At 59.4% G+C, this 26,997-nt stretch carries 23 protein-coding genes; 9 read left to right on the top strand and 14 right to left on the bottom strand.

Annotated features, from left to right (window positions below):
* Nucleotides 1-11: 11 nt before the first annotated feature.
* Nucleotides 12-1,118: a sigma-54 interaction domain-containing protein gene (locus tag RYA97_RS23020; protein WP_005744433.1), complete on the bottom strand. Its 1,107-nt coding sequence runs from the start codon at nt 1,116-1,118 to the stop codon at nt 12-14.
* The gene (ssuD, locus tag RYA97_RS23015) at nt 1,118-2,257 is read right to left on the bottom strand and encodes an FMNH2-dependent alkanesulfonate monooxygenase (RefSeq protein WP_002554062.1); all 1,140 of its coding nucleotides are present in this window, start codon (nt 2,255-2,257) and stop codon (nt 1,118-1,120) included. Before ssuD ends, RYA97_RS23020 begins: the two co-directional genes overlap by 1 nt.
* A 389-nt stretch (nt 2,258-2,646) precedes the next feature.
* Here ssuD and RYA97_RS23010 point away from each other — a divergent pair, with 389 nt between their 5' ends.
* Both RYA97_RS23010 and ligD read left to right on the top strand, forming a co-directional pair.
* Complete coding sequence (locus tag RYA97_RS23010; protein ID WP_005744432.1) at nt 2,647-3,552, top strand: Ku protein; 906 nt, start codon at nt 2,647-2,649, stop codon at nt 3,550-3,552.
* Between the two features lie 20 nt (nt 3,553-3,572).
* The gene (ligD, locus tag RYA97_RS23005; RefSeq protein WP_005744431.1) at nt 3,573-6,173 is read left to right on the top strand and encodes a DNA ligase D; all 2,601 of its coding nucleotides are present in this window, start codon (nt 3,573-3,575) and stop codon (nt 6,171-6,173) included.
* A 62-nt stretch (nt 6,174-6,235) separates the two neighbouring features.
* Here the strand turns inward: ligD and pssA are convergent, their stop codons facing one another.
* Nucleotides 6,236-7,579 carry a CDP-diacylglycerol--serine O-phosphatidyltransferase gene (gene pssA, locus RYA97_RS23000; RefSeq protein WP_004656805.1) on the bottom strand — a complete coding sequence of 448 codons (1,344 nt, stop codon included), beginning with the start codon at nt 7,577-7,579 and terminating at the stop codon, nt 6,236-6,238.
* 248 nt (nt 7,580-7,827) lie between these two features.
* Between pssA and RYA97_RS22995 the strand changes: the two genes are divergently transcribed.
* Nucleotides 7,828-10,014, top strand: a complete 2,187-nt coding sequence (locus RYA97_RS22995; protein ID WP_005744427.1) for a TonB-dependent receptor — start codon at nt 7,828-7,830, stop codon at nt 10,012-10,014.
* A 44-nt stretch (nt 10,015-10,058) separates the two neighbouring features.
* On the opposite strand, the gene RYA97_RS22990 is transcribed toward RYA97_RS22995, so the two are convergent.
* The gene (locus tag RYA97_RS22990; RefSeq protein ID WP_004656799.1) at nt 10,059-11,216 is read right to left on the bottom strand and encodes a glycerophosphodiester phosphodiesterase; all 1,158 of its coding nucleotides are present in this window, start codon (nt 11,214-11,216) and stop codon (nt 10,059-10,061) included.
* A 258-nt stretch (nt 11,217-11,474) separates the two neighbouring features.
* Here RYA97_RS22990 and RYA97_RS22985 point away from each other — a divergent pair, with 258 nt between their 5' ends.
* The 3 genes from RYA97_RS22985 (at nt 11,475) to RYA97_RS22975 (ending at nt 13,575) form a co-directional block, all read left to right on the top strand.
* The gene (locus RYA97_RS22985) at nt 11,475-12,407 is read left to right on the top strand and encodes a 2-hydroxyacid dehydrogenase (protein WP_005744425.1); all 933 of its coding nucleotides are present in this window, start codon (nt 11,475-11,477) and stop codon (nt 12,405-12,407) included.
* 110 nt (nt 12,408-12,517) lie between these two features.
* A complete protein-coding gene (locus tag RYA97_RS22980) occupies nt 12,518-13,252 on the top strand; it encodes a CTP synthase (RefSeq protein ID WP_005744424.1) in 735 nt (244 codons plus the stop codon).
* Nucleotides 13,249-13,575 carry an antibiotic biosynthesis monooxygenase family protein gene (locus RYA97_RS22975; RefSeq protein WP_005744423.1) on the top strand — a complete coding sequence of 109 codons (327 nt, stop codon included), beginning with the start codon at nt 13,249-13,251 and terminating at the stop codon, nt 13,573-13,575. Before RYA97_RS22980 ends, RYA97_RS22975 begins: the two co-directional genes overlap by 4 nt.
* Before the next feature lie 3 nt (nt 13,576-13,578).
* On the opposite strand, the gene RYA97_RS22970 is transcribed toward RYA97_RS22975, so the two are convergent.
* From RYA97_RS22970 to RYA97_RS22960, 3 genes are all read right to left on the bottom strand, one after another.
* Nucleotides 13,579-15,003: a short-chain fatty acid transporter gene (locus RYA97_RS22970; protein ID WP_057404148.1), complete on the bottom strand. Its 1,425-nt coding sequence runs from the start codon at nt 15,001-15,003 to the stop codon at nt 13,579-13,581.
* 282 nt (nt 15,004-15,285) lie between these two features.
* Nucleotides 15,286-15,942, bottom strand: coding sequence for a CoA transferase subunit B (locus RYA97_RS22965; RefSeq protein ID WP_002554052.1), 657 nt, complete (start codon nt 15,940-15,942; stop codon nt 15,286-15,288).
* Between the two features lie 41 nt (nt 15,943-15,983).
* Nucleotides 15,984-16,685 (bottom strand): CoA transferase subunit A, encoded by a 702-nt coding sequence (locus tag RYA97_RS22960; protein ID WP_057404149.1) that lies wholly within the window; start codon nt 16,683-16,685, stop codon nt 15,984-15,986.
* A gap of 129 nt (nt 16,686-16,814) precedes the next feature.
* Here RYA97_RS22960 and RYA97_RS22955 point away from each other — a divergent pair, with 129 nt between their 5' ends.
* The 3 genes from RYA97_RS22955 to RYA97_RS22945 all read left to right on the top strand — a co-directional run bounded on the left by RYA97_RS22955 (nt 16,815) and on the right by RYA97_RS22945 (nt 18,808).
* The gene (locus RYA97_RS22955; RefSeq protein WP_057404150.1) at nt 16,815-17,705 is read left to right on the top strand and encodes a LysR family transcriptional regulator; all 891 of its coding nucleotides are present in this window, start codon (nt 16,815-16,817) and stop codon (nt 17,703-17,705) included.
* 89 nt (nt 17,706-17,794) lie between these two features.
* The gene (locus RYA97_RS22950) at nt 17,795-18,076 is read left to right on the top strand and encodes a hypothetical protein (protein ID WP_002554048.1); all 282 of its coding nucleotides are present in this window, start codon (nt 17,795-17,797) and stop codon (nt 18,074-18,076) included.
* Nucleotides 18,077-18,199: 123 nt separating this feature from the next.
* Nucleotides 18,200-18,808, top strand: a complete 609-nt coding sequence (locus tag RYA97_RS22945) for a LysE family translocator (protein WP_004661013.1) — start codon at nt 18,200-18,202, stop codon at nt 18,806-18,808.
* A gap of 7 nt (nt 18,809-18,815) precedes the next feature.
* On the opposite strand, the gene ssuE is transcribed toward RYA97_RS22945, so the two are convergent.
* From ssuE to RYA97_RS22910, 7 genes are all read right to left on the bottom strand, one after another.
* Nucleotides 18,816-19,397 carry an NADPH-dependent FMN reductase gene (gene ssuE, locus RYA97_RS22940; RefSeq protein ID WP_005744418.1) on the bottom strand — a complete coding sequence of 194 codons (582 nt, stop codon included), beginning with the start codon at nt 19,395-19,397 and terminating at the stop codon, nt 18,816-18,818.
* Between the two features lie 249 nt (nt 19,398-19,646).
* Nucleotides 19,647-20,735 (bottom strand): polysaccharide biosynthesis/export family protein, encoded by a 1,089-nt coding sequence (locus RYA97_RS22935; RefSeq protein WP_057404151.1) that lies wholly within the window; start codon nt 20,733-20,735, stop codon nt 19,647-19,649.
* Nucleotides 20,736-20,816: 81 nt separating this feature from the next.
* Nucleotides 20,817-22,226 carry an undecaprenyl-phosphate glucose phosphotransferase gene (locus RYA97_RS22930; RefSeq protein ID WP_054078540.1) on the bottom strand — a complete coding sequence of 470 codons (1,410 nt, stop codon included), beginning with the start codon at nt 22,224-22,226 and terminating at the stop codon, nt 20,817-20,819.
* 13 nt (nt 22,227-22,239) lie between these two features.
* Nucleotides 22,240-23,469, bottom strand: coding sequence for a glycosyltransferase family 4 protein (locus RYA97_RS22925; protein ID WP_057404152.1), 1,230 nt, complete (start codon nt 23,467-23,469; stop codon nt 22,240-22,242).
* 73 nt (nt 23,470-23,542) lie between these two features.
* Entirely contained in the window at nt 23,543-24,658 is a 1,116-nt protein-coding gene (locus tag RYA97_RS22920) for a glycosyltransferase family 4 protein (protein ID WP_057404153.1), read from the bottom strand.
* Nucleotides 24,659-24,741: 83 nt separating this feature from the next.
* The gene (locus tag RYA97_RS22915) at nt 24,742-25,959 is read right to left on the bottom strand and encodes a glycosyltransferase family 4 protein (RefSeq protein ID WP_057404154.1); all 1,218 of its coding nucleotides are present in this window, start codon (nt 25,957-25,959) and stop codon (nt 24,742-24,744) included.
* Nucleotides 25,956-26,957 (bottom strand): glycosyltransferase, encoded by a 1,002-nt coding sequence (locus RYA97_RS22910; protein WP_005780700.1) that lies wholly within the window; start codon nt 26,955-26,957, stop codon nt 25,956-25,958. The genes RYA97_RS22915 and RYA97_RS22910 overlap by 4 nt, the downstream gene beginning before the upstream one ends.
* Nucleotides 26,958-26,997 lie beyond the last annotated feature (40 nt).

Genomic DNA, 26,997 nt, shown 5'->3' with positions numbered 1-26,997 from the left:
GGTCTGGACCTTCACACCGACAAATGCAGCATCCGGTCGCCCTGTATATTTTCACCCGGCCTGCGTTTGTTGACCGCCAGCTCACCGATCTTGATCAGACGAGTGCGTGTCACGTTGCGGGTCAGGCCCAGCAGGCTGGCGGTGTGTACCTGGTTGTGATGGCAGTAGCGATACGCGGTCCTCAGCAACGTGTCTTCGACCTTCTCGTGCAAGGCACCTGCCTGTTCTTCAAACAGCTTTTGGAACGCCCGATTGAGCAACTGTTCGGCTGACTCGTCAGCCGGATTCTGCTCGTCCTGACGCTCGATCCTCAGGTTCGACAGGCGCAGGTCGTCACGCTGAATGACTCCTTCGCGGCAGACCAGCAAGGTGTGATGAATAACGTTTTCCAGCTCGCGAATATTGCCTGGCCAGCTGTAGGTCTTGAGCTTGTGCTCGGCTTCGGCGCTGATGCGCACCGGGCCATGGCGCAGACGCTGGCTGTAGACCTCTATGAAATGCCGGGCCAGCGGCAGGATATCGCCGGGCCGGTCGCGCAGCGGGCTCAATTCCAGATTGACCACGTCCAGGCGGTAGTAAAGGTCCTCGCGAAAATGCCCGGCATTGATGGCTTTTTCCAGTTGTACGTTGGTGGCTGCGAGCACCCGCACGTCAATAGGCACGCTCTTGCGCGAGCCCAGGCGGACCACTTCACGTTCTTGAAGTACGCGCAGCAGCTTGACCTGGAGAGTCATGGGCAGGTCGCCGATTTCATCGAGAAACAGCGTGCCGCCATTGGCCTCTTCGAACCAGCCCGCCTTCGCGCTGATCGCGCCGGTGAAGGCGCCTTTCTCGTGGCCGAACAACTCGGCCTCGATCAGGTTCTCGGAGAATGCTCCGCAGTTGACCGCCACGAACGGTTTGTCGCGACGGGCACTCAGTTCGTGGACGTGCCGTGCCACCAGTTCCTTGCCAGTGCCGGTTTCACCAATGATCAGTACGCTGGCATCGCTGGGCGCCACCTGGCGTACGTGAGCGAGCAGATCCTTGGATTTGGGGTCCTCGAATACCTGCGCAGTGGCTCTGATCGAGGTCGCCAGCGCAGGCGAGTGCGGTAAGGTCAGCAGTTGCCCTGACATCACTTGGCCTGCGGGGGCAGATCGTTGGCGATCATTTCGCCGAACGGGCCCGTCAAATTGGTGATGCCGCGCCCGGCGAGGCTGGCGTAAGGCTCAGGCAGCAGCGGGAAGACCAGTTCGGCAAAGCGGTACGCTTCTTCCAGGTGCGGGTAGCCCGAGAAAATGAAGCTCTCGATGCCCAGGTCTGCGTATTCCTTGATGCGTGCCGCGACTTCCTGCGGGTTGCCGACCAGTGCCGTGCCAGCACCGCCACGAACCAGACCCACGCCCGCCCACAGGTTAGGCGCGATTTCCAGGTTGTCGCGGCGTCCGTCATGCAGCGCAGCCATACGGCGTTGACCTTCGGAATCAAAGCGCGAGAAAGATTTCTGGGCCGCAGCGATGGTTTCGTCGCTGATGTGTTCGATCAATGTGCTGGCGGCTTTCCAGGCTTCTTCACTGGTTTCGCGCACGATGACGTGCAAGCGAATGCCGAACTTCACGGTACGACCTTTGCGGGCTGCCCGTTCACGCACATCGGCCAGCTTTTGGGCCACAGCTGCCGGAGGTTCGCCCCAGGTCAGGTAAACGTCCACCTGATCGGCCGCAAGGTCATGCGCGGCATCGGAAGAGCCACCAAAGTACAGCGGCGGATAGGGCTTTTGAATCGGTGGATACAGCGCTTTGGCATTCTGCACGCGCAGGTGCTTGCCTTCGAAGTCGACTGCTTCGCCCTGTAATACGCGACGCCAGATCTTCAGGAATTCGTCGGTGACTTCATAGCGTTCGCTGTGATCGAGGAAGCTGCCGTCGCCACGGTTCTCGTCCGGGTCGCCACCAGTCACCACGTTGATCAGCAGTCGGCCGCCGGATAAACGATCCAGCGTGGCCGCCATGCGTGCCGAGACGGTAGGGGAGATGATTCCCGGACGGATCGCCACCAGGTACTTCAGACGCTCGGTCAATGGCACCAGTGCCGAGGCGATGACCCACGAGTCTTCGCAAGAGCGACCGGTCGGAATCAATACCCCGTAATAGCCCAAGTCATCGGCGGCCTGCGCCACCTGTTTCAGGTAATTGAGGGTGACGGGACGTGCGCCCTTTGTCGTGCCCAGATAATGGCCGTCGCCGTGAGTCGGAAGAAACCAGAAAACGTTCATGACAAATCCTTGGGAGTGATCAGCTGAGTGAAAGCTGACGGGACCAACTGTTGATTCGCAGACAGTTCGCCAACAGCGTTCGGGGTGGGGCCATTTATAGAACGTCTTATTTATTCCGCAAAAGAACGTTAAACCATATTTTTAGATCTTAAACGCATATGTGACTTGAAAAATCCTGATTCTCTTTGCGCGAACCCCTCTACTACAAGGCTTTGACGGCTGTAAGCATCCCGTTAATACAGTTCGCACCAAAAGCCAAAACGTTGACAGTCAGATTGCCAAGATGAAAAACGGGCTGCGCCTGCGCGGATTTTCCGGCACTCGTCAGGCTGTCGAAACTTTTGTTCGACCGGTCCAGTCACTTTTTCAGGATCAACAGGAGTCAGACCATGGCAAGGGCAATCTGGAAGGGCGCAATCAGCTTCGGGCTGGTGCATATACCGGTCGCATTGGTGTCGGCGACAACGTCGACCAGTGTCGACTTTGACTGGCTCGACAAGCGCAGCATGGACCCGGTTGGCTACAAGCGAATCAACAAGGTCACCGGCAAGGAGGTCACCAGCGAAAATATCGTCAAGGGCGTGGAGTACGAAAAGGATCGTTATGTCGTACTCAGCGAAGAGGAAATTCGCTCCGCGCACCCCAAATCGACGCAGACCATCGACATATTCGCCTTTGTCGACAGCCAGCAGATTCCTTTGCAAAACATCGACACGCCTTATTTTCTGACCCCGGATAAACGCGGCGAAAAAGTCTATGCGCTGCTGCGCGAAACCCTTGTCGACACCAAAAAGGTGGCGCTGGCCAATGTCGTGCTGCATACCCGCGAACACCTGGCGGCGGTCATGCCGCTGGAGTCGGCGCTGGTCATGGTGATCCTGCGCTGGCCTGCCGACGTGCGTGAGCTGGACACGCTGGAACTGAGCGACGCAGTGACGGACGTACAGTTGAACAAGAGCGAACGCGACATGGCCAAGCGTCTGGTCAAGGACATGAGCGCCGACTGGCAGCCTGAGCAGTACCGCGACACTTTTCAGGAAAAGATCATGCACCTGGTCAAAACCAAGGCAGACGAAGGCGAGATCGAGGATGTCGAGACGGATCCGGCCGAGGAAGAGCGCAAAAGTGCCGACGTCATTGACCTCACCGACTTGCTGCGACGCAGCCTGGCGGGCAAGGGGGGTGCCAGTAAAGGCAAAGCGAGCAAGCCCGCAGCAAAAGAAAAACCTGCTGACAAGGCCGCGGCCAAGCCCAAGCGGCCCGCAGCCCGCAAGAAAACCAGCAAAGCCTCTTGAGCCAGACGGAGACACCGGACATGGCCAAGCCCGCCAGTGAATACACGCGCAAGCGCAATTTCGCCATCACCTCCGAGCCTGCCGAAAGCACGCGCAAAGGCAAGTCTTCGTCCAAGGCCAAGGCGCTGGGTTTCGTGATTCAGAAGCATGACGCACGCAACCTGCACTACGACTTTCGACTGGAGCTGGAGGGAACGCTCAAGAGCTGGGCGGTGCCCAAAGGCCCGAGCCTGGACCCCAAGCAAAAACGTCTGGCGGTGCATGTTGAAGACCATCCGCTGGACTATGCCGATTTTGAGGGCAGCATCCCGAAAGGGCAGTACGGCGGCGGTGATGTGATTGTCTGGGACCGTGGCGTCTGGCAGCCGCACGGTGATCCGCAAAAAACCTATGAGGAAGGCAAACTCAAATTTACCCTGGTCGGCGAGAAGCTCAGCGGCGACTGGGCGCTGGTGCGCACGCGGCTCACTGGCAGTGGTAGCAAGGAGCAATGGCTGCTGATCAAAGAAAAGGACGCCATTGCACGGCCTGCTGCCGAATATGACATCACTCTGGAGCAACCGCAGAGCGTGATCAGCGGCGCGCACGTAGGGGCAGGGCGTGCAGCGCCAGCGAAGCCAAAAGCCAGCGCCGCAAACGAAAAAGCCAAAGCCGGTGCAGCGAAGCCTGCGCGCAAGCCCGCGCAAAAGAAGTCGAAAACGGTTTTCCCGGAAACCCTTTCGCCGCAACTGGCCACGCTGGTGGATGCACCGCCAGCGGGTGACTGGCTGTATGAGATCAAGTTCGATGGCTATCGCATTCTGACCCGCATTCAGGGCGACGAAGTGCGCCTGTTCACCCGTAACGGCCACGACTGGACCGAACGGCTGCCCGAGCTGGTCAAGGCGCTCAAGGGCCTGAAATTGCAAAACAGTTGGTTCGACGGCGAAGTAGTGGTTCTCGACGAGCAAGGGTTGCCCGACTTTCAGGGGTTGCAGAATGCCTTTGACGCAGGGAACAGCAAAAACATCCTGTATTACCTGTTCGATATGCCGTTCCTGAGTGCGGAGGATCTGCGTGAAGTGCCCCTTGAACAGCGCCGCGACGCCTTGAAACAAGTGCTCGACGCCCAGCGCAGTCGCCTGCTGCGTTATTCGGATGCGTTTCAGGCCGGGCATCAGGATATTGTGGCAAGCGCTGCGGCAATGGGCCTGGAAGGGGTGATCGGCAAGCGGGCCGGCAGTGTTTATATCGGCAAGCGCAATGCCGACTGGATCAAACTCAAATGCCGGTTGCGTCAGGAGCTGGTGATCGTCGGCTACACCGCCCCACAAGGCAGCCGCTCCGCATTCGGGGCCTTGTTGCTGGCGGTCAATGAAGGCGATGAAGGGCTGGTCTATGCCGGGCGGGTGGGCACCGGCTTCAGTGAGGTGACGCTTGAACAGCTTTATCAACAACTCAAACCGCTGCAGCGCAAGGATTCGCCCCTGGCGAAAAAACTGACCTCGGCTCAGGCCCGCGGCGTGCAGTGGGTAGAGCCGCAGCTGGTCTGTGAGGCGGAATTCGCCCAGTGGACCCGCGAAGGCATTGTGCGACAAGCCGCATTTGTTGGGTTGCGCAGTGACAAGCCTGCCAGTGAGGTGGTGCGCGAAGACGCTCAGCCCGCCAGGGTTGCCAGCCAGACCCGGACGCAATCGACATCGGCGGCGCCGCGTTCAGGCAAGAAAACCGCTGCCGGCAAAGGCAAAGTGGACGTAGCGGGCACGGGCATCAGCCATCCGGATCGGGTGATCGACAGCAAGACCGGCACCAGCAAGGTCGAACTTGCGCAGTTCTACGCGTCTATTGCCGAATGGATTCTGCCGTATCTGAACAAGCGTCCTGTGGCATTGTTGCGTTGCCCGGAAGGCATCGACGGCGAGCAGTTCTTCCAGAAGCACGCCGAGCATCTTGCGATTCCACACATCAAACAGCTGGATCGTGCTCTGGACCCCGGGCATGCCGCGCTGATGGAGATCGATTCATTGCAGGCGCTGGTCGGTGCCGCGCAAATGGGGGCCATCGAGTTGCACACCTGGGGCGCTACGCGTGACAGGATCGAAACGCCGGATCATTTTGTACTGGACCTTGATCCCGACCCGGCGCTGCCCTGGCGCAGCATGATCGAAGCCACGCAAATGGTGCTCGCCGTGCTGGAGGAACTTGGGCTGGAAGCTTTTCTCAAGACCAGCGGTGGCAAGGGCATGCACATCATCGTGCCATTGGCGCGGCAGGCTGACTGGGACACGGTTAAAGCCTTCGCCAAGGCTATCGCCGAATTCGTCAGCCGTCAGTTGCCCGAACGCTTCACCGCGACCATGGGGCCGAAAAACCGGGTAGGGAAAATTTTCATTGATTACCTGCGCAACAGCCGTGGCGGCAGCACCGTGACTGCGTATTCGGTGCGCGCCCGGCCAGGTTTGCCGGTCTCGGTGCCGATTGCTCTGGATGAACTGGCAGGCCTGAAATCCTCGGCGCAGTGGGACATCACCAACCTTGAGCAGCGTTTAAAGAAACTCAAGGCCGACCCGTGGGCAGGCTACAGCAACCGCCGCAAAATCACGCAAAAGATGTGGAAGCAGTTGGGGGCGAAACGGCCCTGACACACCCTGTTTCTTTGGTTGTATGGCCGACATGCCAGGCATGTCGGCCTCAGGCTTGAGGGTCAGAGTATCCGGTACAGCAATCGCTCGACCCGCACACGGCTGACGCGCTTGAGGAATTTGCGTACCCCTTCGGGATAATTGGCCAGTGTGTCGAGTTCGTCGTACTGGTTGACGCGTTGGGTGTTGCGCATCAAATGGGCGATTTCCGCCTCGCGCGTTTCGCTCCACTGGCCCTGCGGATCATCGATCAGCAAGGCGTTTTCCAAATCAAGATTGAAGGCGCGAGGGTTCAGGTTGTTGCCTGTCAGCAGTGTATAGCGCTGATCGACCCAGATGCCTTTGAGGTGGAACGTATTATCGCCGTGTTTCCACAGGTGCACGTTGAGGCGGTTCTGCGCGATTGCCTTCTGATGCTTGTGGGCAAAGCGTCGCAGGCTGATTTCATACAGATAGGGCAGGGCCGAGATCACCTTGAACGGCTCGTCCGGGTCGATGAAGAAGTCGTTGGCAGTTTTGTCACCAATGATGATATCGACCTGCACACCGCGCTTGAGCGCCCGATTGATTTCGCGGGTGACCGCCACCGGCAGGTTGAAATACGGCGTGCAGATGGTCAGCTGGATCTTGCTCGAGGCGATCAGGTCGCAGATGGCACGATTCAGATTGTTACGCGGCCCGACGCCCAGCAGCGGAATCACCCGCAGCTCGCCGTTTTCCTTTTCGCCTGCTGAAGTGTCGTACGCAGCGCGTTTCAGATCCGCACGAAAAGCGCGAATCTCGCTGCGAATGCTGCGCGAGCCAGGTGGCGATTGCAGGTCGAGGCGGTGCACCGCCGGTGAAGGGAGTATTTCGCGCTGCACCAGGTTCTGGAAAGCGTCGGCCAGTGGCGCACTTTCGATCAGGTGGTAACGGTCCAGACGATATTTGTCGAGCTTGTGCAGGTAGACGTTGTTGATGCTTGCGCCACTGTAGATCACACAATCGTCGATCACGCTGCCCTTGAGGTGCAGCACGCCGAATAGCTCACGGGTTTGCACCGGCACGCCGTAGATCGGCACTTCTTCATCGTATTCAAGGTTCTGCGCCTGATACCAGGTCGAGTTGCCCGGTTGCCGCCCGGCACCGATCAGGCCCCGCTGCGCGCGGAACCAGTCAACCAGAACCACGACATCCAGCTCAGGCCGTGCGGCCTTGGCCGCGTACAGTGCGTCGAGGATCTCCTGACCAGCTTCATCCTGTTGCAGATACAACGCGATGATATAGATGCGCCGGGTGGCCGAAGCGATCCTTTCCAGCAGACAGCGCCGATAGTCGGCGGCAGAAGGAACAATGGAGATTGCACCGCTTGGCAAGGCAAAACCACGAAGTGCTGCCAGTGTCGAGCGTCGGAAAGTGGATTGCATAGGCCTCTCGATGGGAAAACCAATAGCGTACGAGCTTACACGAGAGTCGCACTCAGGTGGCTGTCCCCTACCTGTTTCAAAGCATTGCTGTGTGAGACGTAGCGATGAGCGTTGGTTATGTGACGCCCTGCACATAAATTAATGATAAGCATTCCCAGTAACATGTGGTAGCATTTCGCATCCACTGAGTCGGTCATCTCCAGGAAGGTTTCTTCCGATCTCGCTCATCTCGTCAGCAGGACCTTTTCATGCACACCCCATCGATCCCGATGCGCCTCACGTTGCTCGCATTTTGCTGTTCCATTGGTTCTCCGGCCTGGGCCGCTATTGCTGCCGCCAGTCAGCAGGAAGGCCCGATGGTTCTCGGAGAGACCGATATCAGTGCCGACAAGGCCGACCCGCACGCGCTACCGCCTGTGTACGCAGGAGGGCAAGTGGCTCGCGGCGGGCAGTTGGGTGTTCTGGGCAATGCCGACGTCATGGACGTGCCGTTCACCATGACCAGCTACACCGAACAATTGATCGAGGACCAGCAGGCCGAAGACGTCGGTGATGTGCTGCTCAATGATGCATCGGTTCGCCAGTCAAGCGGCTATGCCAACGCCTCGAAGATCTTCGTCATTCGTGGCCTCAAACTGACCACCGATGATATTTCCTACAATGGCCTTTACGGCGTGCTGCCACGCCAGATCATCTCCACCGATGCGCTGGAACGGGTTGAGGTTTTCAAAGGCCCCAATGCCTTCATCAACGGCGTAACACCGACCGGCTCCGGTATTGGCGGCGGCGTAAACCTGCAACCCAAGCGCGCTCAGGACACGCCGACACGGCGTTTTACCACCGACATCAGCAGCGACGGCCGGGTCGGCGAGCACCTGGACCTCGGCCAGCGCTTTGGCGAAGGCAATCGATTCGGCGCACGCCTCAACCTGTCTCAGCGCGAAGGCGAGACCGGCGTTGAAGACGAAGAGCATCGCAGCAAGCTGTTCGCGCTGGGGCTTGATTATCAGGGTGACAACTTCCGTCTTTCCGGCGATTTTGCCTACCAGAAGCAGCGCATCAATCAGAATCGCAACATGGTGTTCGTTGGCAGTGGCCTGACCCGTGTGCCGCATGCACCGGATGCCGACACCAATTACGCGCCGAACTGGACCTGGACCGAAACCGAAGACACCTTCGGCATGAGCCGGGCCGAATACGACCTCAACGATGACTGGACGCTGTACGCTGCAGCCGGTGCCAAGCACACCCGTGAAAATGGTATCTATGGCTCGCCGACTATCAATGACGCCGCAGGCAACATCACGGCGTCACCGTCTTCCATTCCGCATGACGAAGACAACAAGACAGCCATGGCCGGCATCAACGGCAAGCTGCAGACCGGCGCGGTCAGTCACAAGGTCAACTTCGGTCTGTCCGGCATCTGGACCGAGCAGCGCAGTGCCTACCTGTTCGGCAGTCCGGCTGGCAGCAACCTGTACAACCCAGTGGAAACAACACGTCCTGCGCTGGACAGCTTCTCGGGTGGCGATCTCAGTGATCCCGGTATCGTCGGCAAGAGCCGTATGCGCAGCGTAGCGTTCTCCGACACGCTGGGCTTTTTCGATGATCGCCTGCTGCTGACCGCAGGCCTGCGTCGCCAGCAACTGCGCGTCCAGGGCTACGACTATGGCAGCGGCCCGCGCAACGCACTGTATGACGAGGCAATCACCACGCCGGTCTACGGGCTGGTGTTCAAGCCTTGGCGCTATGTGTCGTTCTATGCAAACCGCATTGAAGGCCTTGCGCAGGGGCCGACGGCGCCGAGCACCGTGACGATCAACCCTGGCGAGGTGTTCGCGCCGGCGCGTTCAAAACAGATTGAAGCGGGCGTGAAGCTGGACATGGGCACCTTCGGTGCAAGCCTGGGTGTATACCGTATTGAACAACCGACTGATGGCTACCAGATTCAGGATGGCAGCGGAACGCGCTACGTCCGTGATGGCGAGCAGCGCAACCGTGGCGTGGAAATGAACGTGTTCGGCGAGCCCGTCAGCGGCCTGCGTCTGCTAGCCGGTCTTACTCTGATGGACACCGAGGTGAGCGGCACGTCGGGTGGCAGCAACGATGGCAACAGGGCCATTGGTGTGCCGACCTTCCAGTTCAACGCGGGTGCCGATTGGGATGTGCCAGGCGTCACGGGCGCAGCCATCAATGCGCGCATGCTGCGCACCGGCGGGCAATATGTCGACGCTGCCAACAATCTGAGCATTCCGACCTGGAACCGCTTTGATCTGGGCGCGCGCTATACCTTCAACGTTGCGCAAAAGGACGTCACGCTGCGTGCCAACGTCGAAAACCTGATGAACAAGGATTATTGGGCATCGGCCAATGGTGGCTATCTGACTCAAGGCGAGCCACGCACCTTGAAGCTGTCCGGCACCATCGATTTCTGATCAATCGGCGCTGGCCGCATCGCAGGATGCGGCCAGCCAGTCGATCAGTAGCCGTTACGCTTCAGAATCGTCTCGATGCTCTCTTTCGCTGGCCGCCCGTAGAACTTCAACAGTTCGGCAGTGCGGTTGGTGAAGAAACCGTCAACTCCATCATTGCTGATCCGCTTGAAGTCCTCTGCGTCGTCCACCGTGTAAGGGTGGATCACCATGCCTTTCTCGTGGGTCAGGTTGTTCATCCAGGGTTTGACCAGGTCCATGTAGCTCTGATCGCCACCCTTGGCCAGTTGCGAAGAAGGGCCGGTGCCGATCGCACCATGAGCCTTGGCCCAGTCAATCCACTTCTGGAATTCCTCCGGCGATTTGACTTCCTGCGCTGCGTAGTAGCTGGCCTTGTCCTTGGCCCCCGAGTCTTTGAACGCGACGCTGGATTTAGGCTCTATCGAGCCTTCGCCAATCCACAGCAGCATGACCTTGGGCACTTTCGGCATTTCTTTTTGCAGGAGTTCCAGGCTCTGCTTCTCGAACGTCTGCAATACCACACGCCCCGGCATGTGCGCGACGTTCACATGACCGGCCGCAGCAGCAGGTCGCTGAGCCAGCCAGCCACGTTTGGTCAGCACCTTTTTAAGATCGGCTTCGACACCGGGAAACTTGTTCGGCACCTTGGTCTCGATATACAGCCCAGGCTTGTTCGCGCCGCCTTCGGCGATATCGATGACCTCATCCAGCGTCAGGATCTGCAACCCGCTGTAGCTTGCGCGCGCCCGGTCGGGGTAAGCCTTGTTGAACCATGAGCCGGCGTCCAGTTGCTTGAGCTCCGCCAGGGTGAAGGTGCTGACCGGGTCCTTGACCCGTGTCGGGAACACTTCGGCAATATTGGTCGTGCGTTCCAGTACGTCATCGTGCAGCGCTATCAGCACGCCATCTTTAGTGCGCTGGATGTCCATCTCCAGATAGTCCGCGCCCAGGTCGCGTGCCAGGGTATACGCCGGAATGGTCTCCTCCGGAGCGTCGAACGAAGCTCCGCGATGGGCGATCACGGCTGGCCAGGGCAGACCGTATTTTTCGCTCAGCACCTTGCCCGGTGCATCCGCCGCCGCTGCCATACCGGATGACAGCATCAGGCCCGACATGACCGCTGCGGCCAGGAAGGTCTTTTTCAACAGGGTTGTGGTCGACAGAGTGGCGGAAAATCCTTGCATGGGCGGTTGGTTCCTTATGGTTGGAAGGTGTTCGACTGCACCAGCCAATACCGTTACTGGTCACAGCGTTGCACGCAACGATAGCGCACTATCGCGTTGGCGAGGTTGCTTGTAACGCAGTCTGTCCGGCAAATGCGTCCACTTCATGAACACCTGGCGTTATCGCGAAAGGTTTTTTTCCAACGAGCGCCATTGGCTCTGCACAAGCGCACCGAGTCGCGTTACTGTCAGCGTTTTGCTGACCGAACGGGAGTGCGCATGACAACGGTATTGGTGCTGGTGGAAAATCTGGACATGTATTTGCCGATTCTGGAAAGCAGCGGTTATCAGTTGATTCGTGCGCCGACGGCCGAACTGCGCGCCGAGGCAATTGCTGCACACGGGAAGAGCATCAGCGCCGTGATGACGCGTGGGCCACTGGGTTTTTTCGCCGAGGAAATGGATGCACTGCCGAACCTGCGTATCATTTGCGTGAGCGGTGCCGGCTACGAGAAGGTTGATTTGCCCGCCGCCCAGGCACGCGGCATCACCGTGACCAATGGTGCAGGCGTCAACGCCGCCACAGTGGCTGACCATACGCTGGCGCTGTTGCTGTCGCTGGTACGCGACATCCCGCAGGCCGATGCGTCGGTACGCCGTAGCGAATGGCGCAAGGTGGTTCGACCGTCGCTGGCAGGCAAGCGCCTGGGAATCGTCGGACTGGGGGCGGTTGGGCTGGCGATTGCCAGGCGTGCAGCCGCGTTCGACATCGCCATCGGCTATCACAATCGCAAACCGCGCACCGACTGCGACTACACCTGGCACGCCACCGCACAGGCGCTGGCTGCGGCGTCGGATTTCCTGATCATTGCCACACCCGGTGGCAGTGGCACGCAGCACCTGATCGATGCCGGTGTGCTTGAAGCGCTGGGCCCTGACGGCTTTCTGGTCAACATTGCGCGTGCCAGTGTGGTGGATACCCATGCGCTGGTCAGTGCACTTCAGAACGAGCAGATTGCCGGGGCCGCGCTGGATGTGTTCGACGATGAGCCCGCTGTGCCGGACGTACTCAAAACGCTGGGCAATGTTGTGCTTACGCCCCATGTCGCAGGCCTGTCGCCCGAGGCTTCCAGAGACAGTGTGCAAATGGTCAACGATAACCTGCTGGCGTTCTTTTCCGGGCAGCCGGTGCTGACGCCGGTAACTGGCTGAAGAAACGTGCAGCGCTGCACGCCAGGCATTGCTGCAATGCCCATTCTGCTGGTTTTGCTGCCTGTTTATAGTCCGCCCGGGTTATACGAAAATCGAACAGGGGGCAGGGCATGGGCACAATCAATAACGTACGCAACACTTTGCAGATCGGGCTGGTGGGCGATTTCAACGCCGATGTGCCAGCCCATCAGGCCATTCCGCTGGCGTTGGCGATGGCGGCTGAGACCGTTCACGTGCCGGTCAGTTTTGAATGGCTACCGACGCCACAGATCGGCAGCGGTGCACGGCTTGGCGAATTCGACGGTCTATGGTGTGTACCGGCCAGTCCGTACCTGGACATGCAGGGTGCGTTGACGGCCATCCATTTCGCACGCGAGCGTCTCGTACCGTTTCTGGGGACGTGCGGCGGCTTTCAGCACGCACTGGTGGAGTACGCCCGCAATCAACTGGGCTGGGCAGACGCCGAGCACGGCGAAACTGCGCCGCAGGCGGCAAACGTCATCATCGAACCATTGAGCTGCTCGCTGGTTGAATCCGTGGCGGCGATTCACCTGCAACCTGACACTTTGATTGCCCAAGCCTACGGCACGCTGAATATCGAGGAGCGTTATCACTGCCGCTACGGTCTGCGTCGTGAGCTTGAGCCAGCGCTGTTCGGCGATGCATTGAACGTCAGCGGCCGCGGCCCTGAAGGCGAAGTGCGCAGTATCGAATTGCAGGGCCACCCGTTCTTCGTCGCCACACTGTTCCAGCCGGAGCGGGCTGCGTTGCAGGGCAAGGGATCTCCTGTGGTTGCTGCGTTCGTCCGCGCGTGCAGCCAGGCCGCGCAGAGGAATCGATCATGATGGCAGCGCGCTTTCCCACACCCTACTTTGCGGTGGTGTTCACCTCACTGCGTACGTCTGACGAGGGGCAGGCGTACGCAGATGCGGCGCAGCGGATGATAGAACTGGCCAGGCAGCAGCCCGGCTTTCTGGGCGTGGAATCGGCTCGCGACGAACACGGACTGGGCATCACCGTGTCCTACTGGAGCGACGAAACCGCGATTCTGGGCTGGAAACAGCATGCCGAACATACCGAGGTCCGTGAGCAGGGACGCGCGCGCTGGTATCAGGCGTTCACCACGCGAATCTGCAAGGTCGAGCGTGATTACTCGTTCAACGGCTGACGATCAGGGCATTACCGGTGGCGTATAGACCAGCGTAGTGCCCAATGCCCAGAGCAGAAACAGCACCAGCGGCGTGTGGACCAGCAACTGCACGAACGAGAAACCGATCAGGTCACGTGCCTTGAGGCCCAGTACGCCCAGCAGCGGCAGCATGTAGAACGGATTGATCAGGTTGGGCAGCGCTTCGGCTGCATTGTAGATCTGCACCGCCCAACCGAGGTGATACTGCAGGTCGTTGGCGACTTGCATCACGTAAGGCGCTTCAATGATCCACTTGCCGCCGCCCGACGGAATGAAGAAGCCCAGAATGGCCGAATAAACGCCCATCAGAATCGCGTAGGTGTCGTGGGAGGCAATGCTGGTAAAGAATGTCGAGATGTAGTGCGCCAGGGTCTGCGCATCAGCGCCTTTGACTGTGGTCAGTAACGCAGCAATCGAACCGTACAGGGGGAATTGAATCAACACGCCAGTGGTGGTGGGTACGGCCCGCGCTACGGCATCGAGAAAGCTGCGTGGTCGCCAGTGCAGCAACGCACCCAGCATGATGAACAGAAAATTGTAGGTGTTGAGCCCGGAAATTGCGGTGATCGCCGGTTTGCTCGAAAACTCGCTGAACAGCCAGCCGACCCCCAGCAGCACCATCAGGATGATCAACAGCGGGCTGTATTCCAGCCATTCGCCCGGCCGTGTGCGAGGTGCCAGTGGCGGCAGGCTGAATGCCGGGTCGACACCGCAGGCTTTGGCGTCACGGGCACTGTTCGGGCCAGGGGCGGTGGCATAGGCCACGATCAGCGATATGACTACCAGCGCGGCGAGCATGACCCCGGATTGCCAGAGAAAGATGGTTTCAGTGAAAGGGATCACGCCGGTTATCGCCAGGATCGACGGCGGCAGACTGGCCGGGTTGGCCTGCAACTGTGCCGCCGAAGACGACAGCCCCAACGCCCAGACTGCGCCCAGCCCCAGATACGCGGCAGCACCGGCTGCGCGATAATCCATGCGCAGGTCGGTACGGCGGGCGAGGGCGCGCACCAGCAGGCCGCCGAACACCAGTGACAGCCCCCAGTTGAGCAGCGAAGCCAGCATGGAAATCAGCGCCACCCATGCCACTGCCGAACGACCGTTACGCGGCACAAGGGCCAAGCGGTCGATCAGGCGCACCGCGGGCGGCGAACTGGCCACGACGTAACCGCCGATGACCACGAAGGCCATTTGCATGGTGAACGGAATCAGGCTCCAGAACCCGTCACCGAACGCTTTGGCAGCCTCGGCCGGACGTGCGCCAATGGCCAGTGTTGCCAGTGTGACGATGACCACCGCCAGCGCGGCAAATACCCATGAATCGGGAAACCAGCGTTCAGCCCATGCGGCGCAGCGCAAGGCGAATCGGGCAGAGCGGCTTTCTTCTACGTTGGCGTTGGCGGCCATTGGGGGCACCTCTTTTTGTAATTATTATCGGGGAGTTACTTGAACAGCCGACTATTGCGGACGCAGAGCGTCCAGAACGACAAATCCTGTGGGAGCGAAGAGGCCAGTACAGTCCCTGGATATCGAGTGTTTGAACCAACGTCTTCGTGAGCAAGCTCACTCCCACAACTGTCCGGAATCTGTGGGAGGGGACTTGTCCGCGAACTGCCGGGAACCGGCAGCAAAACGAAATCATAGAATCTCCCACAGAGATATATCCATCCTGCTCGAAGATGCCCGCGTTCAGAAACTCATCTCGATCACATCATCCGGCACAATCAGCCTGCCCGCGGTTTTTGCCACGATTTCTTCCACGCTGACCCCCGGCGCACGCTCGCGAAGGATGAAGGCACCGTTGTCGATTTCCAGATACGCCAGGTCAGTCAGTACCTTGCGGATGCAGGCCGCGCCGGTCAGCGGCAGGCTGCAGCGGGGCAGCAGTTTGGATTCGCCATCTTTCGAGGCGTGGGTCATGGTCACGATGATGTTGTCGGCACCTGCCACCAGGTCCATCGCTCCGCCCATGCCTTTGACCAGCTTGCCGGGGATCATCCACGACGCGATATTGCCCTCGACATCCACCTCGAAAGCGCCGAGCACTGTCAGGTCTACATGACCGCCGCGGATCATGGCGAAGGATTCGGCCGACGAGAAAATCGACGCGCCGATACGCGCCGTAACCGTCTGTTTGCCAGCATTGATCATGTCAGCGTCTATGGTGTCTTCGGTCGGAAATGCGCCCATGCCCAGCAGACCGTTTTCCGACTGCAACATGACGTCGATGTCGTCCGGTACATAGTTGGCCACCAGGGTCGGAATGCCAATGCCCAGGTTTACGTAATAACCGTCCTTGAGTTCACGGGCGACGCGTTGAGCCATTTGTTCGCGAGAAAGTGCCATGGTCTGAAATCTCTTTGTTGTTGTATGGCCGAGCTGCTCTGTCAGGGTTTTCTGACGGTGCGCTGTTCAATGCGCTTTTCGAACGTGCCCTGAATCACACGGTCGACGTAAATGCCAGGCGTGTGGATCTGCGTCGGCAAAAGCACACCTGGCTCGACGATTTCCTCGACCTCAACCACCGTGATTCGTCCAGCAGTGGCTACTACCGGGTTGAAGTTCTGCGCGGTGTGACGATAGATCACGTTGCCGAAGTGGTCGGCTTTCCAACCCTTGACCAAGGCGAAGTCGCCGGTGATGGCCTCTTCCAGGATCACATTGCGGCCATTGAACTGCCGGGTTTCCTTGCCTTCAGCCACTGGCGTGCCATAACCGGTCGCGGTGTAGAACGCAGGTATGCCCGCGCCGCCTGCGCGCAGCTTTTCTGCCAGGGTGCCTTGCGGGGTGAGTTCGACTTCCAGCTCGCCGCTGAGCAACTGCTTTTCGAACAAGGCGTTTTCGCCCACGTAGGACGAAATCATTTTCCGGATCTGCCGGTCCTCAAGCAGGATGCCCAGGCCGAAGCCGTCAACGCCACAGTTGTTGGAAACGACGGTAAGGCCCTTGATGCCCATACGCTTGATCTGCGCGATGAGGTTTTCCGGAATGCCGCACAGACCGAAGCCGCCGCAGAGTACCGTCATGTTGTCGGTCAGCCCGGCAAGGGCTTCTTCGTAGGTCGTTACTCGTTTATCGAGTCCAGCCATGATGATCCGCCTTTTATAGTTGTTGACCGACAATCGCACTGTCGGAGGATCGGGTGACTTGCATCTTCTCTCGCAGCGACTGATTTGTTAATTTTGTTTTTCTGATCAATTGATAAGAAAAACAAATATATGAACGTCAAGCAGCTTCGGGCTTTTCTGGCGGTGGCGCAGTACCTGAGCTTCGCCCAGGCCGGGGAACGACTGAACATCTCGCAACCGGCGTTGAGCCTGACCGTCAAGAGCCTTGAGGAGGACCTTGGCGGTCAATTGCTGACACGCACCACTCGCAACGTCGGCCTGACACCCGAGGGCGAAACCCTGTTGCCGCTGGCGCGCCAGTTGCTGGCTGACTGGGACAACACCGAAGAGCTGTTGCGACAGCGGTTTACCTTGCAAACGGGCCGGGTTTCGGTCGCCGCCATGCCGTCGTTTGCCGGCAATCGATTACCGGCAGCGCTGAAGGTGTTTCGCGGGCGCTACCCACGGGTCAATGTCGCGGTGCATGACGTGATCAATGAGCAGGTGCTGGAGATGGTGCGTCACCGCCGTGTCGAGCTGGGCATCGGCTTTGAGCCCGAGTCGAACAACGCGTTGTCGTTCACTCCGTTTTATATGGATCGCTTCGTGGCTGTGGTCTCGAAGGATTCACCGCTGGCCGGGCTTGGCGAAGTGTCCTGGGCCGAGCTGTTGGGCGAAGACTTCATTGCCCTGCAAAGGCCTTCGGCTGTGCGTTTGCTACTGGAGCAGGCCATTGAGCCGATGCACGGCAAACTGGCGGTGGCGTTTGAAAGCCATCAGCTGTCCACCATCGGGCGCATGGTTGCCAATGGCTTGGGTGTCAGCGCGGTGCCGTCGCTGTGCATCGGGCAGATGCAGGAACTGGGTGCTTGCTGCATCGCGCTGGTAGAACCGCGTATCGAGCGCCGTATCGGCCTGATGATGCTGGCCGATCACAAGCTTTCCGCTGCGGCTCAGGCGTTGCGCGAGGTATTGATCGAGGATGCTCGCAATAGTCGATAGCGACTATCACGGCGGATGATTTTTGCTGCGTCGGGGGCGGGCGTAACCTTGCGTCATTCCTGAAACGAAGCCTGCCCCGGAGGCCCCAGATGAACCGTATACTTGCCCTTGCGCTTGTCCTCACATTCACCGTTGCACTGCTCTCCGGCTGCTCCACCCACCATGCTGTCGAGCAGCGTCCCTTCAGCGCCGAAGAAAGCCATCAACTGGCGCTTGAAGACCTTAACCGGCGCGGCCTGTCGTTTGATGAATACCAGGCACGCAAGGCGCAATTGATGGCTGATCCGCAGGCACAGCAGGCGCGCGAATTCGATGATAAAGGCGAAGCAAGCGTTGACCTGAATGTGACTGGCCAGCAGCCACAAGGTTAACAGTCCGCTTTAAAAGAGTTTTTTATCAAACTGTACGGTAATAATTACCGGTCAACTGTCCGTGTGTTTCTTGCAGCGCCTTCTATAGGGTAAGTGCCTGACTCACTGATCTGGACAGGCTGTATGGTGCTCTCTTTCGATTTGCTTCTTGCCTTCACACTCTTCGCGTTCGTCACCTCTATTACCCCCGGCCCGAACAACATGATGCTGCTGGCCTCGGGCGTCAATTTTGGTTTCAGCCGTACGTTGCCGCACATGCTGGGAATCAGCATCGGTTTTTTTGTCCTGGTGCTGGCCGTCGGTTTCGGGCTGGGTAGTGTGTTCAAGGCATGGCCGCTTCTCTACACCATTCTGCGCTATGTCGGCGCCGCTTATCTGTTGTACCTGGCGTGGAAAATCGCCACGTCAGGTCCTGCCTCCGATAACGTCGACAGTCAGGGCAAGCCGCTGAGTTTCATGAGTGCAGCGCTGTTTCAATGGGTCAACCCCAAGGCCTGGATCATGGCGATTGGTGCCATTAGCACCTACACGCCGATGCAGGGCTATTTCTACAATGTGGTGGTGATCTCGGCGGTGTTTGCGCTGATCAACCTGCCCAGTGTCGGCATCTGGGCAGGCTTTGGCAGTTTGTTGCGCAATGTTCTGCGTGACCCGCTGGGGTTGCGCATCTTCAACGGCGTGATGGCCGTGCTGTTGGTGGCCTCGTTGTATCCGCTGTTTGTCGAGCATTGATGCCGGGCTATAAAGCCAGTTGCAAATGCCCGCCGGCCTGCTTGTGACGTGCTTGCAAACGACGTTGCAGGCCGTGATGGAAGTGCTCCAGCCCCTCATGCAGGCGCTCGGTGAGGATTTCGTCCAGGGTGCCGCCTTCTTCGTTGTCGTCGTAGCTGATCTGGGTATCGATGGCGAAGATGCCGTGTAGCACTTCCTGCGATTTGAGCGCCGACAGTACCGGTTTGAGCGCGTAATCCACGGCCAACATGTGCGCGATACTGCCGCCGGTGGCCAGCGGCAAGACCACTTTGCCATGCAGTGCACGCTCGGGCAGTAAGTCGAGCAGGGTTTTCAGTGCGCCTGAAAATGACGCCTTGTAGACCGGCGTACCAATCAGCAGGCCATCGGCTTGCCTGACCGCTTCGATAAATTCCAGCACTTGTGGGCTGTCGAAGCGGGCAAAAAGCAGGTCCTCGGCATTGAAGTCGCGTATGCGCAGCGTGGTGACTTCAACCCCGCGGCTTTGTAACCAGCGGCTGGCATGAGCCAGCACTACGCCGGAACGGGATTTGGGCGAAGGGCTGCCGGAAAGTGAAACAACGAGCATATGGGATTTCCTTGCGATAAGCGTGTGTCTGTAAAGCAGCTTGTGTGCCAGCCTTCGCAAGGTCCGGCGATGGCTCGCAGACATTGGGTTTGCGCGCTTTTCATACCGATGGTGCGGCGTTGCCATGCTGACGAAAAGCCAGCCAACTGTTGAACCACTGTTGCTCAGGCAACAGTTTTGCGTTGTTCGGCGGGCCAAAAAAAATCCCGCAAAACTGCTTGCAGGAAGATTTTCAAAGCTTCGTCAGAGTCAGTTGCGGAACGCTGCGCCGGTCTGCACCACACTGGCCGAACCGAGCAACTGACTGATGAATCGGCTCCAGCGGGTGATATCGGCCGGGCCGACAAATACCACGTCCTGCGCCTTGAGCTCGAACTGCCCCGCCAGCAGGTAGGCGGTGGGCTTCCTGGCATTGAGGTGGTAAACGGTAGACGTCGCTTCGGCAAAGTTTTCCGCACCGCGTATCACATACACCGCATCGCCATCTGCGCTGTCCGGGCTGAGGCCGCCGGAGTTGCCCAGTGCCTCCAGCAACGTCAGGCGGGTGGTGCCGAAGGAGATCACTTGCGGGTTACGTACTTCGCCCAGCACGTAGATCTTGTTTCGCGAATTGCTGTTCAGGTGCAGGTAATCGCCATCCTTCAGGAAGATTCTGCTCAGTTGCGAGTCTCTGCGGTTCAGCGAATCGATGTCGATCAGGTAATCGCGGCCATCGCGGCGCAGGGTCAGACCGGCCAGATTGGCATCGGTCAGGTCAACGCCCGCGACACTTACGGCCTGCACCAGGCTCAACGGAATATTGGTAATAGGTTGCGGGCCGGGCACTTTGAAGGAGCCGGACAGGAGTATTCGCTGACTGTTGTAGCGCAGCACTTTGACGTCGACCTTGACCTCGGTGTATTGCGGCGCCAGTCCCATGCGCAACTGCTCGCGCACTTCGCTCACCGTTCTGCCGCTCGCGCGGATGCGTCCGACGTAGGGGAAGTAGAGCGTGCCATCGTTGAGCACTTCCCGGGTGTTGGCATCCAGCTGGTCCTGCGAGCCTGGCGCAGTCAGTTCCGGGTGTTCGAACACGGTGACCAGCAAGGTATCGCCAGCGCCGATCACGTATTCCGGAGTCTTGTAGTCAAGCAGCGCCTGCGGCAGTGCCCTGGCATCTGCGGTGGCGCGTTGTTGCTGTTGCTGAAGACTTTTCGGTGTGACCTCGACCAGTTGCGCCCGGGGCTCGTCCGGTTTGCCAGTGCTAACGTCGTCCGGCGTCATGTGCTGCCCCGGGGCGAATGCGCAGCCATGCAGCGCCAGGCTGGTGAGCAGTAAAGCAACTAACCTTGGATTCATTGCGTTTTTCCTTTCATGGCATTGCTCCTTTCTTTCGGCGTACCGACGAATTTCGGCGCGTTCGTTCACTCAGGGGAAGCGTCAGAAGGCGTTCTTGTTGACGAAGCCTTTGAACAGCGTCAGCAGAATGATTTTGAGGTCGAGCCAGATCGACCAGTGCTCGATGTATTCCAGGTCGAATTCCACGCGCATGCGCATCTTGTCGAGTGTGTCGGTTTCACCGCGCCAGCCATTGATTTGCGCCCAGCCGGTGATGCCGGGTTTGACCTTGTGGCGCAACATGTAGCCGCTGACCTGCTTGCGGTACTGCTCGTTATGGGCGATGGCGTGAGGGCGCGGGCCGACGATGGACATATCGCCGTGCAGCACATTGAAAAACTGCGGCAGTTCATCCAGCGAAGTGCGCCGCAAAAATGCCCCCAGCGGCGTTACCCGCGCGTCATTGCGCGTTGCCTGAAGCACCACATCGGCGTTTTCCTGGACGCTCATGCTGCGAAATTTCCAGACCATGATGGAACGGCCGTCCAGCCCATAGCGGCGCTGGCGAAACAGCACCGGGCCCGCAGAGGTGAGCTTGATGGCCGCCGCGATGGCCAGCAGTGGCAGGGCGATCAGCAGCAGAATCAGACTGGACAGGACGATGTCTTCGGCGCGCTTTACCAGGCTCCAGGCACCGTCCATGGGCGAATCGAAAATGCTGATACTGGCCAGGCCATTGATGCTTTCACTGCGGGCGTGCAGCAGGTCGAACATGAACACGTCGGGAATCAGGTACACCGAGGCGGTGGTGTCGCTCAAACCGGTAATCAGCTCGCGCAATTGCGGCTCGGCGCTGAACGCGAGGGTGATGTACACCTTGTCTAAACGGCCTGCACGGGCATCCTCTATCAACTGGTCCAGATCACCCAGCACTGGCAGACGACGTTTTTCAGCCTGCAGATTCATCTGCTGCGGGTGCGAGTCGTAAAACCCCAGCAGGTTCAGTCCCATCCACGGCGCGAGGGAGATGGAGCGGGCCAGTCGCTCGCCGACCTGACCGGTCCCGACAATTGCCACCCGGCGCGTATTGAAGCCGTGCCGACGCAGCGTGTGCAGGGCCAGGCGGATCAGCAGTCGATAGCCGCACAGCACCGCAAGCGTCAGGGCGAACCAGCTCATCTGGCCGTTATCGGGCAATTGCGTCTGGTTGAGCAGCAGGCTGTTCAGTGACAGCAGGGTAATGAAGGTCATCGCCCAGTAACTGAAGACCTTGGTCAGTTCGCGCAGGATGCGCTCGCCACGCCATGAACCATATAGCTGGTGATATTCGCTGACCCAATGAAATACCAGTACCGCGAGGATAATGTGCGACCAGGCCTCGGTGCTGTCGGTGACCTGCAGCCCGGTTTGCCAGTAACCGATCAATACGATGATGATCAGGTCCAGCAGACGATGGGCGAGCGACAGCGCTGACTGATGGGCATGCAGAATGCCGCGGACGGAAGTGCGCATTGGAGGGGCTCGCTCAGACGGTTTTTATGGGGACGACACGGCCTGGCAGTTCGCTGCCCGAGACCGGCGCTGGTTGAGCGACGCGGTGCGGGTGGGGCAGGCGAGCCAGATGCACAAGATGCGAGGTGGCCAGACGATTCTCGACGAAGGCTTTGATCTCCTGCTCGAAACGCGCCACCGAAAACCGTTCGGCGTTGGCCCGGCAGGCCTGCGGCGAGATGCGTGATTGCGCAGCTTCAAACTCGCCGATGGCGGCGCTCAGCGCTGCCACGGTTTGCTGCCGGTAGAGCACGCCGGTCGGTTGCGGGTGATCCAGGCCGTGCACGGTCTCCATGATGCCGCCCTTGCCGAACGCTATTACCGGCGTGCCGCAGGCTTGGGCTTCAACCGGGCTGATGCCGAAATCCTCCTCGGCGGCGAAGACGAACGCCTTGGCGCTGCGCATATGTTCCAGCAGTACCGCGCCAGGCTGGAAACCCAGCAGCGTTACGTTAGGCGCCTGCCTGGCAATGGCCTGCGCCTTGGCCAGGTCCGGTCCGTCACCGATCATGACCAGGCGTTTGTCCGGCATGGCGGCGAAGGCTTCGACGATCATTGGCATGCGCTTGTAGGGCACCATCCGCGAGGCACACAGGTAGAAGTCCCCACGCGCGCCTTGGGGGGTGAAACCGAGCGTGTCCACTGGCGGATAGATGACGGTGGAGTCACGTCGATACGCCTTCGAGATGCGTGCGCCGATAAAGCCCGAATTGGCAATGAATGCGTCCACACCGGTCGACGTGCGTTGGTCCCACAGGCGCATGTAATGCAGGACCAGGCGCGCCAGACTGCCCTTGATTCCCTTGCCCAGCCCTGATTCCTGCAAGTACTGGTGCTGCAAGTCCCAGGCGTAGCGAATTGGCGAATGCACATAGCTGATGTGCAGTTGGTCCGGGCCGCAAAGCACGCCCTTGGCCACTGCGTGGCTGCTGCTGATGATCAGGTCGTAGCCGGAGAGGTCCAGTTGCTCGATGGCCAGCGGCATCAGCGGCAGGTAGCGTGAATAATGTTTGCGCGCGCCGGGCAGCTTCTGGATGAACGTTGTTCTGGCTACCTTGCCGCGCAGCTGCGCGCGGTCCTGATCGTTGAGAAAGTCGATGACTGCAAACAGATCCGCATCGGGCCAGACGTTGATCAGTGAAGCAAGCACGCGCTCGGCACCGGCGTAACTCACCAGCCAGTCGTGGACAATAGCAATTCTCATGGGCGTTCCTTGCTGTAATGGCCCGCGCTACTGCGGATGCGACAGGGCGCATCCTGGCGTTACTGTTGTGGGTTCAGGGTTTGCCGGCGGACGACTCGGGTACGACGTGCTGCTTGCTTGGCGACGCAGGAGCAGACTCCAGCAGCGCATCGATACGCTGGGAAAGGCGCTGCGCGGAAAGGTCCCAGGAAAAACGCTGCACGTTATGCAATCCCTGAACACGCAGCGCATTGCGCAACGGCGCATCCACCAGCACGCGCTGCATTGCTGCGGCCATGTGGCTGACGTCCAGCGGGTCGAAATACAGTGCGCTGCCTTGCAGGACTTCGGGAATCGAAGCGGCATTGGCGGCCAGCACCGGGCAACCGCAGGCCTGTGCTTCAAGCGGCGGAATGCCGAACCCCTCGTAAAGCGAGGGAAATACGAACGCTGTGGCACCCTGATATTGGCTGATCAGCTCGGCATCGCTGAGTCGCCCCAGAAAACAGATGCGCGGGTCACGGCAGGCGAGGTGTTGCAGATCAGGGTCGGCGAACAATGCGCTGGCTGCGCCGACAATATGCAGTTGCAGGTCGGTGTGGCCACGCAAACTCAGAAATGCCTGAATCATCCGGTTGAAATTCTTGTGTACGGCGGGTGAGGAAACTGCAAGCAAGTATTTCGGCTGATCGACAGGTGTCGGCCTCGGCGTGAATTCGTCACTGACCGCAGCGGGCACGACCAGCACCTTGTCCTCGGCGTAGCCATAGAACGAGGTTATTTCCCTTCGCGAGAAGTTGCTGCCGGTGATCAGCGTTCTGGCGCGTGACAGCAGAATCGGGGTGATGGTCCGATAGGCCAGACGGAATAGCCGGGTGTAGCTTTGCGGATAGCGCACATAGGTGATGTCGTGGTGAGTCGCTATCTGGTTGCCATAGAACATTGGCCCTGTGTTGCTGACTGAAATCAGCAGCGGGCTGCCCTGACGTTTCAAGTGAAGCGGCAGGTCGATCTGCTCCCACATATGCCCGGTGGAATGACCGATGCACTGGGCCTCCAGTGCGCTGGCACAGTCATGCAGCCTGATGGTGCGCGGAGCGACGAATACCAGATCGTCGCGCAGCCGCTTCAGGGCTCTGCACATATGCTCTGCGTAACGCTGTACACCGCTGACATCCTGGGTGAGGAACCGTGAATTGATGACAATCATCTCGAGCATCCTGCTGATGAGGGTGATCTGGCTGGTGCCAGATCCTGTCCTTGAACGGGCTTGATGGGGCAGATTGCGCCCCTTCACTGTGTGACGTACGTGCGGCGGTCCTGTAGGGTCTGGGCAAAGATGCTTTCGTACTGGTCCAGCATGAGGTCCAGGTTCATCAACGACGCGACGCTGTTGCGCGCCTGGCTGCCGAGGCGCTTAAGCAATTCGGGTTGCTGGTGCAGTTTGAGCATTGCCATCCCCAACGAGTCCGGGTCATCGGGGCTGCACAGCAGACCGTTGAGCGGTTCCTGAATGATTTCCGTCAGCCCGCCCATGCGGCTGGCGATGACTGGCAGAGCATGTGCGCAGGCCTCGACGGCCACCATGCCGAACGGCTCATTCCACAGGGAGGGGACGATTGCCACGTCGATCTGGCGGTAGAAGTCTTCGGGCTTCTGGACGCCGACAAAACTGATGTCCGGTGATGTGGCCATGGCCCTGAAGTGCTTTTCATCAGATGCCTGCCCACGGCCGGCAATCTGCAGGGTGGCTTTGAACGGCAGATGCTGAAACTGATCAATCAACCATCCCAGCCCCTTGTTTGTGGACAGCGTGCCCAGGTAACCGAAGCGCAACGGTGCATCATCGGCGGGTGCCTTGGGCTGCCCCGAAATCGGTGGAGTGAACGGGCTGGCGTTATGCACTACGTAACCCCGCGCGCCTTTGAAATAGCCCTGCGCCTGCAAGGTGTCGAGCATGAAGCGGCTGACACCCACGACCGTGTCGACCTGTTCTGACTGCTGTGCATGATTGCTGCGCAACTGCGTGCACATCGTGCATTGGCGCTGGCAGTTATGACCCTTCTTGAACATGGTGCTGGCCGGGCAGAGCAAGTAAAAGTCATGCAGGACCTGCACGATCGGGCGATTGGCCCTGGTTATTTCGTCCCACGCCGACACCGACCATCCGGTCAGGTTATGGCACACCACCAGCTCCGGTTGCTCCAGTTCCATCACCCGCCCTACGTATTCGCGCATGCCGGCGTTGTAGCGATCACGCCAGTGCCAGGCAAGCCGCGCCAGACGGCCCGGACGCTGGGCCATGAAGTGCCAGTACCGGTTAAGCAGGCCGGCGCGATAGACCTTGACCCGATTGACCTCTGCCAACTGCAAACCGGGCCGGTCGGTGGTGGCCAGCACGGCGACGCTGTGCCCGCGTTGCTGCAAGCCCTCGACAGTACGTTGCAGAATGATCTCTGCGCCGCCGCCGATATCGGGCGCATAAAGGCTGCTGATAAACAGAATTTTCATAACGGGTAGGCCTTGTTCAGGCCCAGCACGCTGGCTTCCCCATCGTGAATGGCGTCGTTGAGCAGGTTCAGGCGCGCATCGGCGTCATAGCGCCAGGCATACAGGCTCAACAGGCAGAGAAATACCAGGCGATTGACTTGATAGAGCAGTGGGGAGGACGCCCAGATATGCCTGTCGAACCACGCCTGGTTACGCGCGGCGTAATAAGCGCGCAGGTCCGATCCGCCCGACAAGTAGCTTTCATAGACGTTGCGGGTGCGCGCCTTGATGTTCCATGAGTCCTCGAGATCCTCCAGCAGCGCTTCGGGGACCAGAAATACCTTCCCGCCACCGTCGGTAATGCGCCAGGTGTATTCGGTGTCATCGCTGTACAGCTTGAGCGCGTCCAGTGGCAGTCCGATCTTCTTGTACAGGCTGCGATGGGCCAGTAACCCCCCGTAGGTGGCGAAAGGGAGCTGCACCCGTTCCGGCATGGGCACGCTGGCACCGGGCTTTCCGAAGGGCAGGCGTCGCCAAATCTTGTATGGCAACTGGGCGATGTGAAAGCCGAAGAAGCTTGAGCGCCGCTGAATGGCGTAACGCAGCGGTACACCCGCGGCGATGTCCGCTTGATGCGTGGGGCGAAAGCCGAGCACTGCGCAATTGTCCCTGCCGTCGATCGTTTCACGTTCATGAAGAGACCGGTGTAACACCTCAATGGCATGGGTGGTCGGCGCGTTATCGTCGTCCATCAACCAGATGTAATCGTCGCCGGTTTCCAGCGCGGCCTTGATGCCTGTCGAATAGCCGTTGGCCGAGCCGGTGTTGTCAGGCAGCCAGAGCACCTGAATCCGGTCGGGCCACTCATCGCACAGCGCCTGCAAGGGTGCAACGGAAGCATTGCTGACAATGATCACACGACCGATCAGCGGGCTCTCCAGCGAGCGGCTGATCAATGTGTGCAGATAGCTGAAACGGTCACCATAGGTGAGCGTCACCAAGGTGGTCTGGTGGGGCATGGTGTGGTTCCGGGGCTGGTTAAGCAGGCTGAGACGCATG

This window comes from Pseudomonas syringae group sp. 26L6 (genome assembly GCF_032587815.1).
Lineage (GTDB): Bacteria > Pseudomonadota > Gammaproteobacteria > Pseudomonadales > Pseudomonadaceae > Aquipseudomonas > Aquipseudomonas amygdali.
Note: the sequence above shows the minus strand (reverse complement) of the source record. Positions and strands in the feature narration are given on the sequence as shown.

Coding starts and splice junctions, on each gene's coding strand:
- RYA97_RS23020 (WP_005744433.1), bottom strand. CDS start 1,118: ATGTCAGGGCAACTGCTGACCTTACCGCACTCGCCTGCGCTGGCGACC.
- ssuD (WP_002554062.1), bottom strand. CDS start 2,257: ATGAACGTTTTCTGGTTTCTTCCGACTCACGGCGACGGCCATTATCTG.
- RYA97_RS23010 (WP_005744432.1), top strand. CDS start 2,647: ATGGCAAGGGCAATCTGGAAGGGCGCAATCAGCTTCGGGCTGGTGCAT.
- ligD (WP_005744431.1), top strand. CDS start 3,573: ATGGCCAAGCCCGCCAGTGAATACACGCGCAAGCGCAATTTCGCCATC.
- pssA (WP_004656805.1), bottom strand. CDS start 7,579: ATGCAATCCACTTTCCGACGCTCGACACTGGCAGCACTTCGTGGTTTT.
- RYA97_RS22995 (WP_005744427.1), top strand. CDS start 7,828: ATGCACACCCCATCGATCCCGATGCGCCTCACGTTGCTCGCATTTTGC.
- RYA97_RS22990 (WP_004656799.1), bottom strand. CDS start 11,216: ATGCAAGGATTTTCCGCCACTCTGTCGACCACAACCCTGTTGAAAAAG.
- RYA97_RS22985 (WP_005744425.1), top strand. CDS start 11,475: ATGACAACGGTATTGGTGCTGGTGGAAAATCTGGACATGTATTTGCCG.
- RYA97_RS22980 (WP_005744424.1), top strand. CDS start 12,518: ATGGGCACAATCAATAACGTACGCAACACTTTGCAGATCGGGCTGGTG.
- RYA97_RS22975 (WP_005744423.1), top strand. CDS start 13,249: ATGATGGCAGCGCGCTTTCCCACACCCTACTTTGCGGTGGTGTTCACC.
- RYA97_RS22970 (WP_057404148.1), bottom strand. CDS start 15,003: ATGGCCGCCAACGCCAACGTAGAAGAAAGCCGCTCTGCCCGATTCGCC.
- RYA97_RS22965 (WP_002554052.1), bottom strand. CDS start 15,942: ATGGCACTTTCTCGCGAACAAATGGCTCAACGCGTCGCCCGTGAACTC.
- RYA97_RS22960 (WP_057404149.1), bottom strand. CDS start 16,685: ATGGCTGGACTCGATAAACGAGTAACGACCTACGAAGAAGCCCTTGCC.
- RYA97_RS22955 (WP_057404150.1), top strand. CDS start 16,815: ATGAACGTCAAGCAGCTTCGGGCTTTTCTGGCGGTGGCGCAGTACCTG.
- RYA97_RS22950 (WP_002554048.1), top strand. CDS start 17,795: ATGAACCGTATACTTGCCCTTGCGCTTGTCCTCACATTCACCGTTGCA.
- RYA97_RS22945 (WP_004661013.1), top strand. CDS start 18,200: ATGGTGCTCTCTTTCGATTTGCTTCTTGCCTTCACACTCTTCGCGTTC.
- ssuE (WP_005744418.1), bottom strand. CDS start 19,397: ATGCTCGTTGTTTCACTTTCCGGCAGCCCTTCGCCCAAATCCCGTTCC.
- RYA97_RS22935 (WP_057404151.1), bottom strand. CDS start 20,735: ATGAATCCAAGGTTAGTTGCTTTACTGCTCACCAGCCTGGCGCTGCAT.
- RYA97_RS22930 (WP_054078540.1), bottom strand. CDS start 22,226: ATGCGCACTTCCGTCCGCGGCATTCTGCATGCCCATCAGTCAGCGCTG.
- RYA97_RS22925 (WP_057404152.1), bottom strand. CDS start 23,469: ATGAGAATTGCTATTGTCCACGACTGGCTGGTGAGTTACGCCGGTGCC.
- RYA97_RS22920 (WP_057404153.1), bottom strand. CDS start 24,658: ATGATTGTCATCAATTCACGGTTCCTCACCCAGGATGTCAGCGGTGTA.
- RYA97_RS22915 (WP_057404154.1), bottom strand. CDS start 25,959: ATGAAAATTCTGTTTATCAGCAGCCTTTATGCGCCCGATATCGGCGGC.
- RYA97_RS22910 (WP_005780700.1), bottom strand. CDS start 26,957: ATGCCCCACCAGACCACCTTGGTGACGCTCACCTATGGTGACCGTTTC.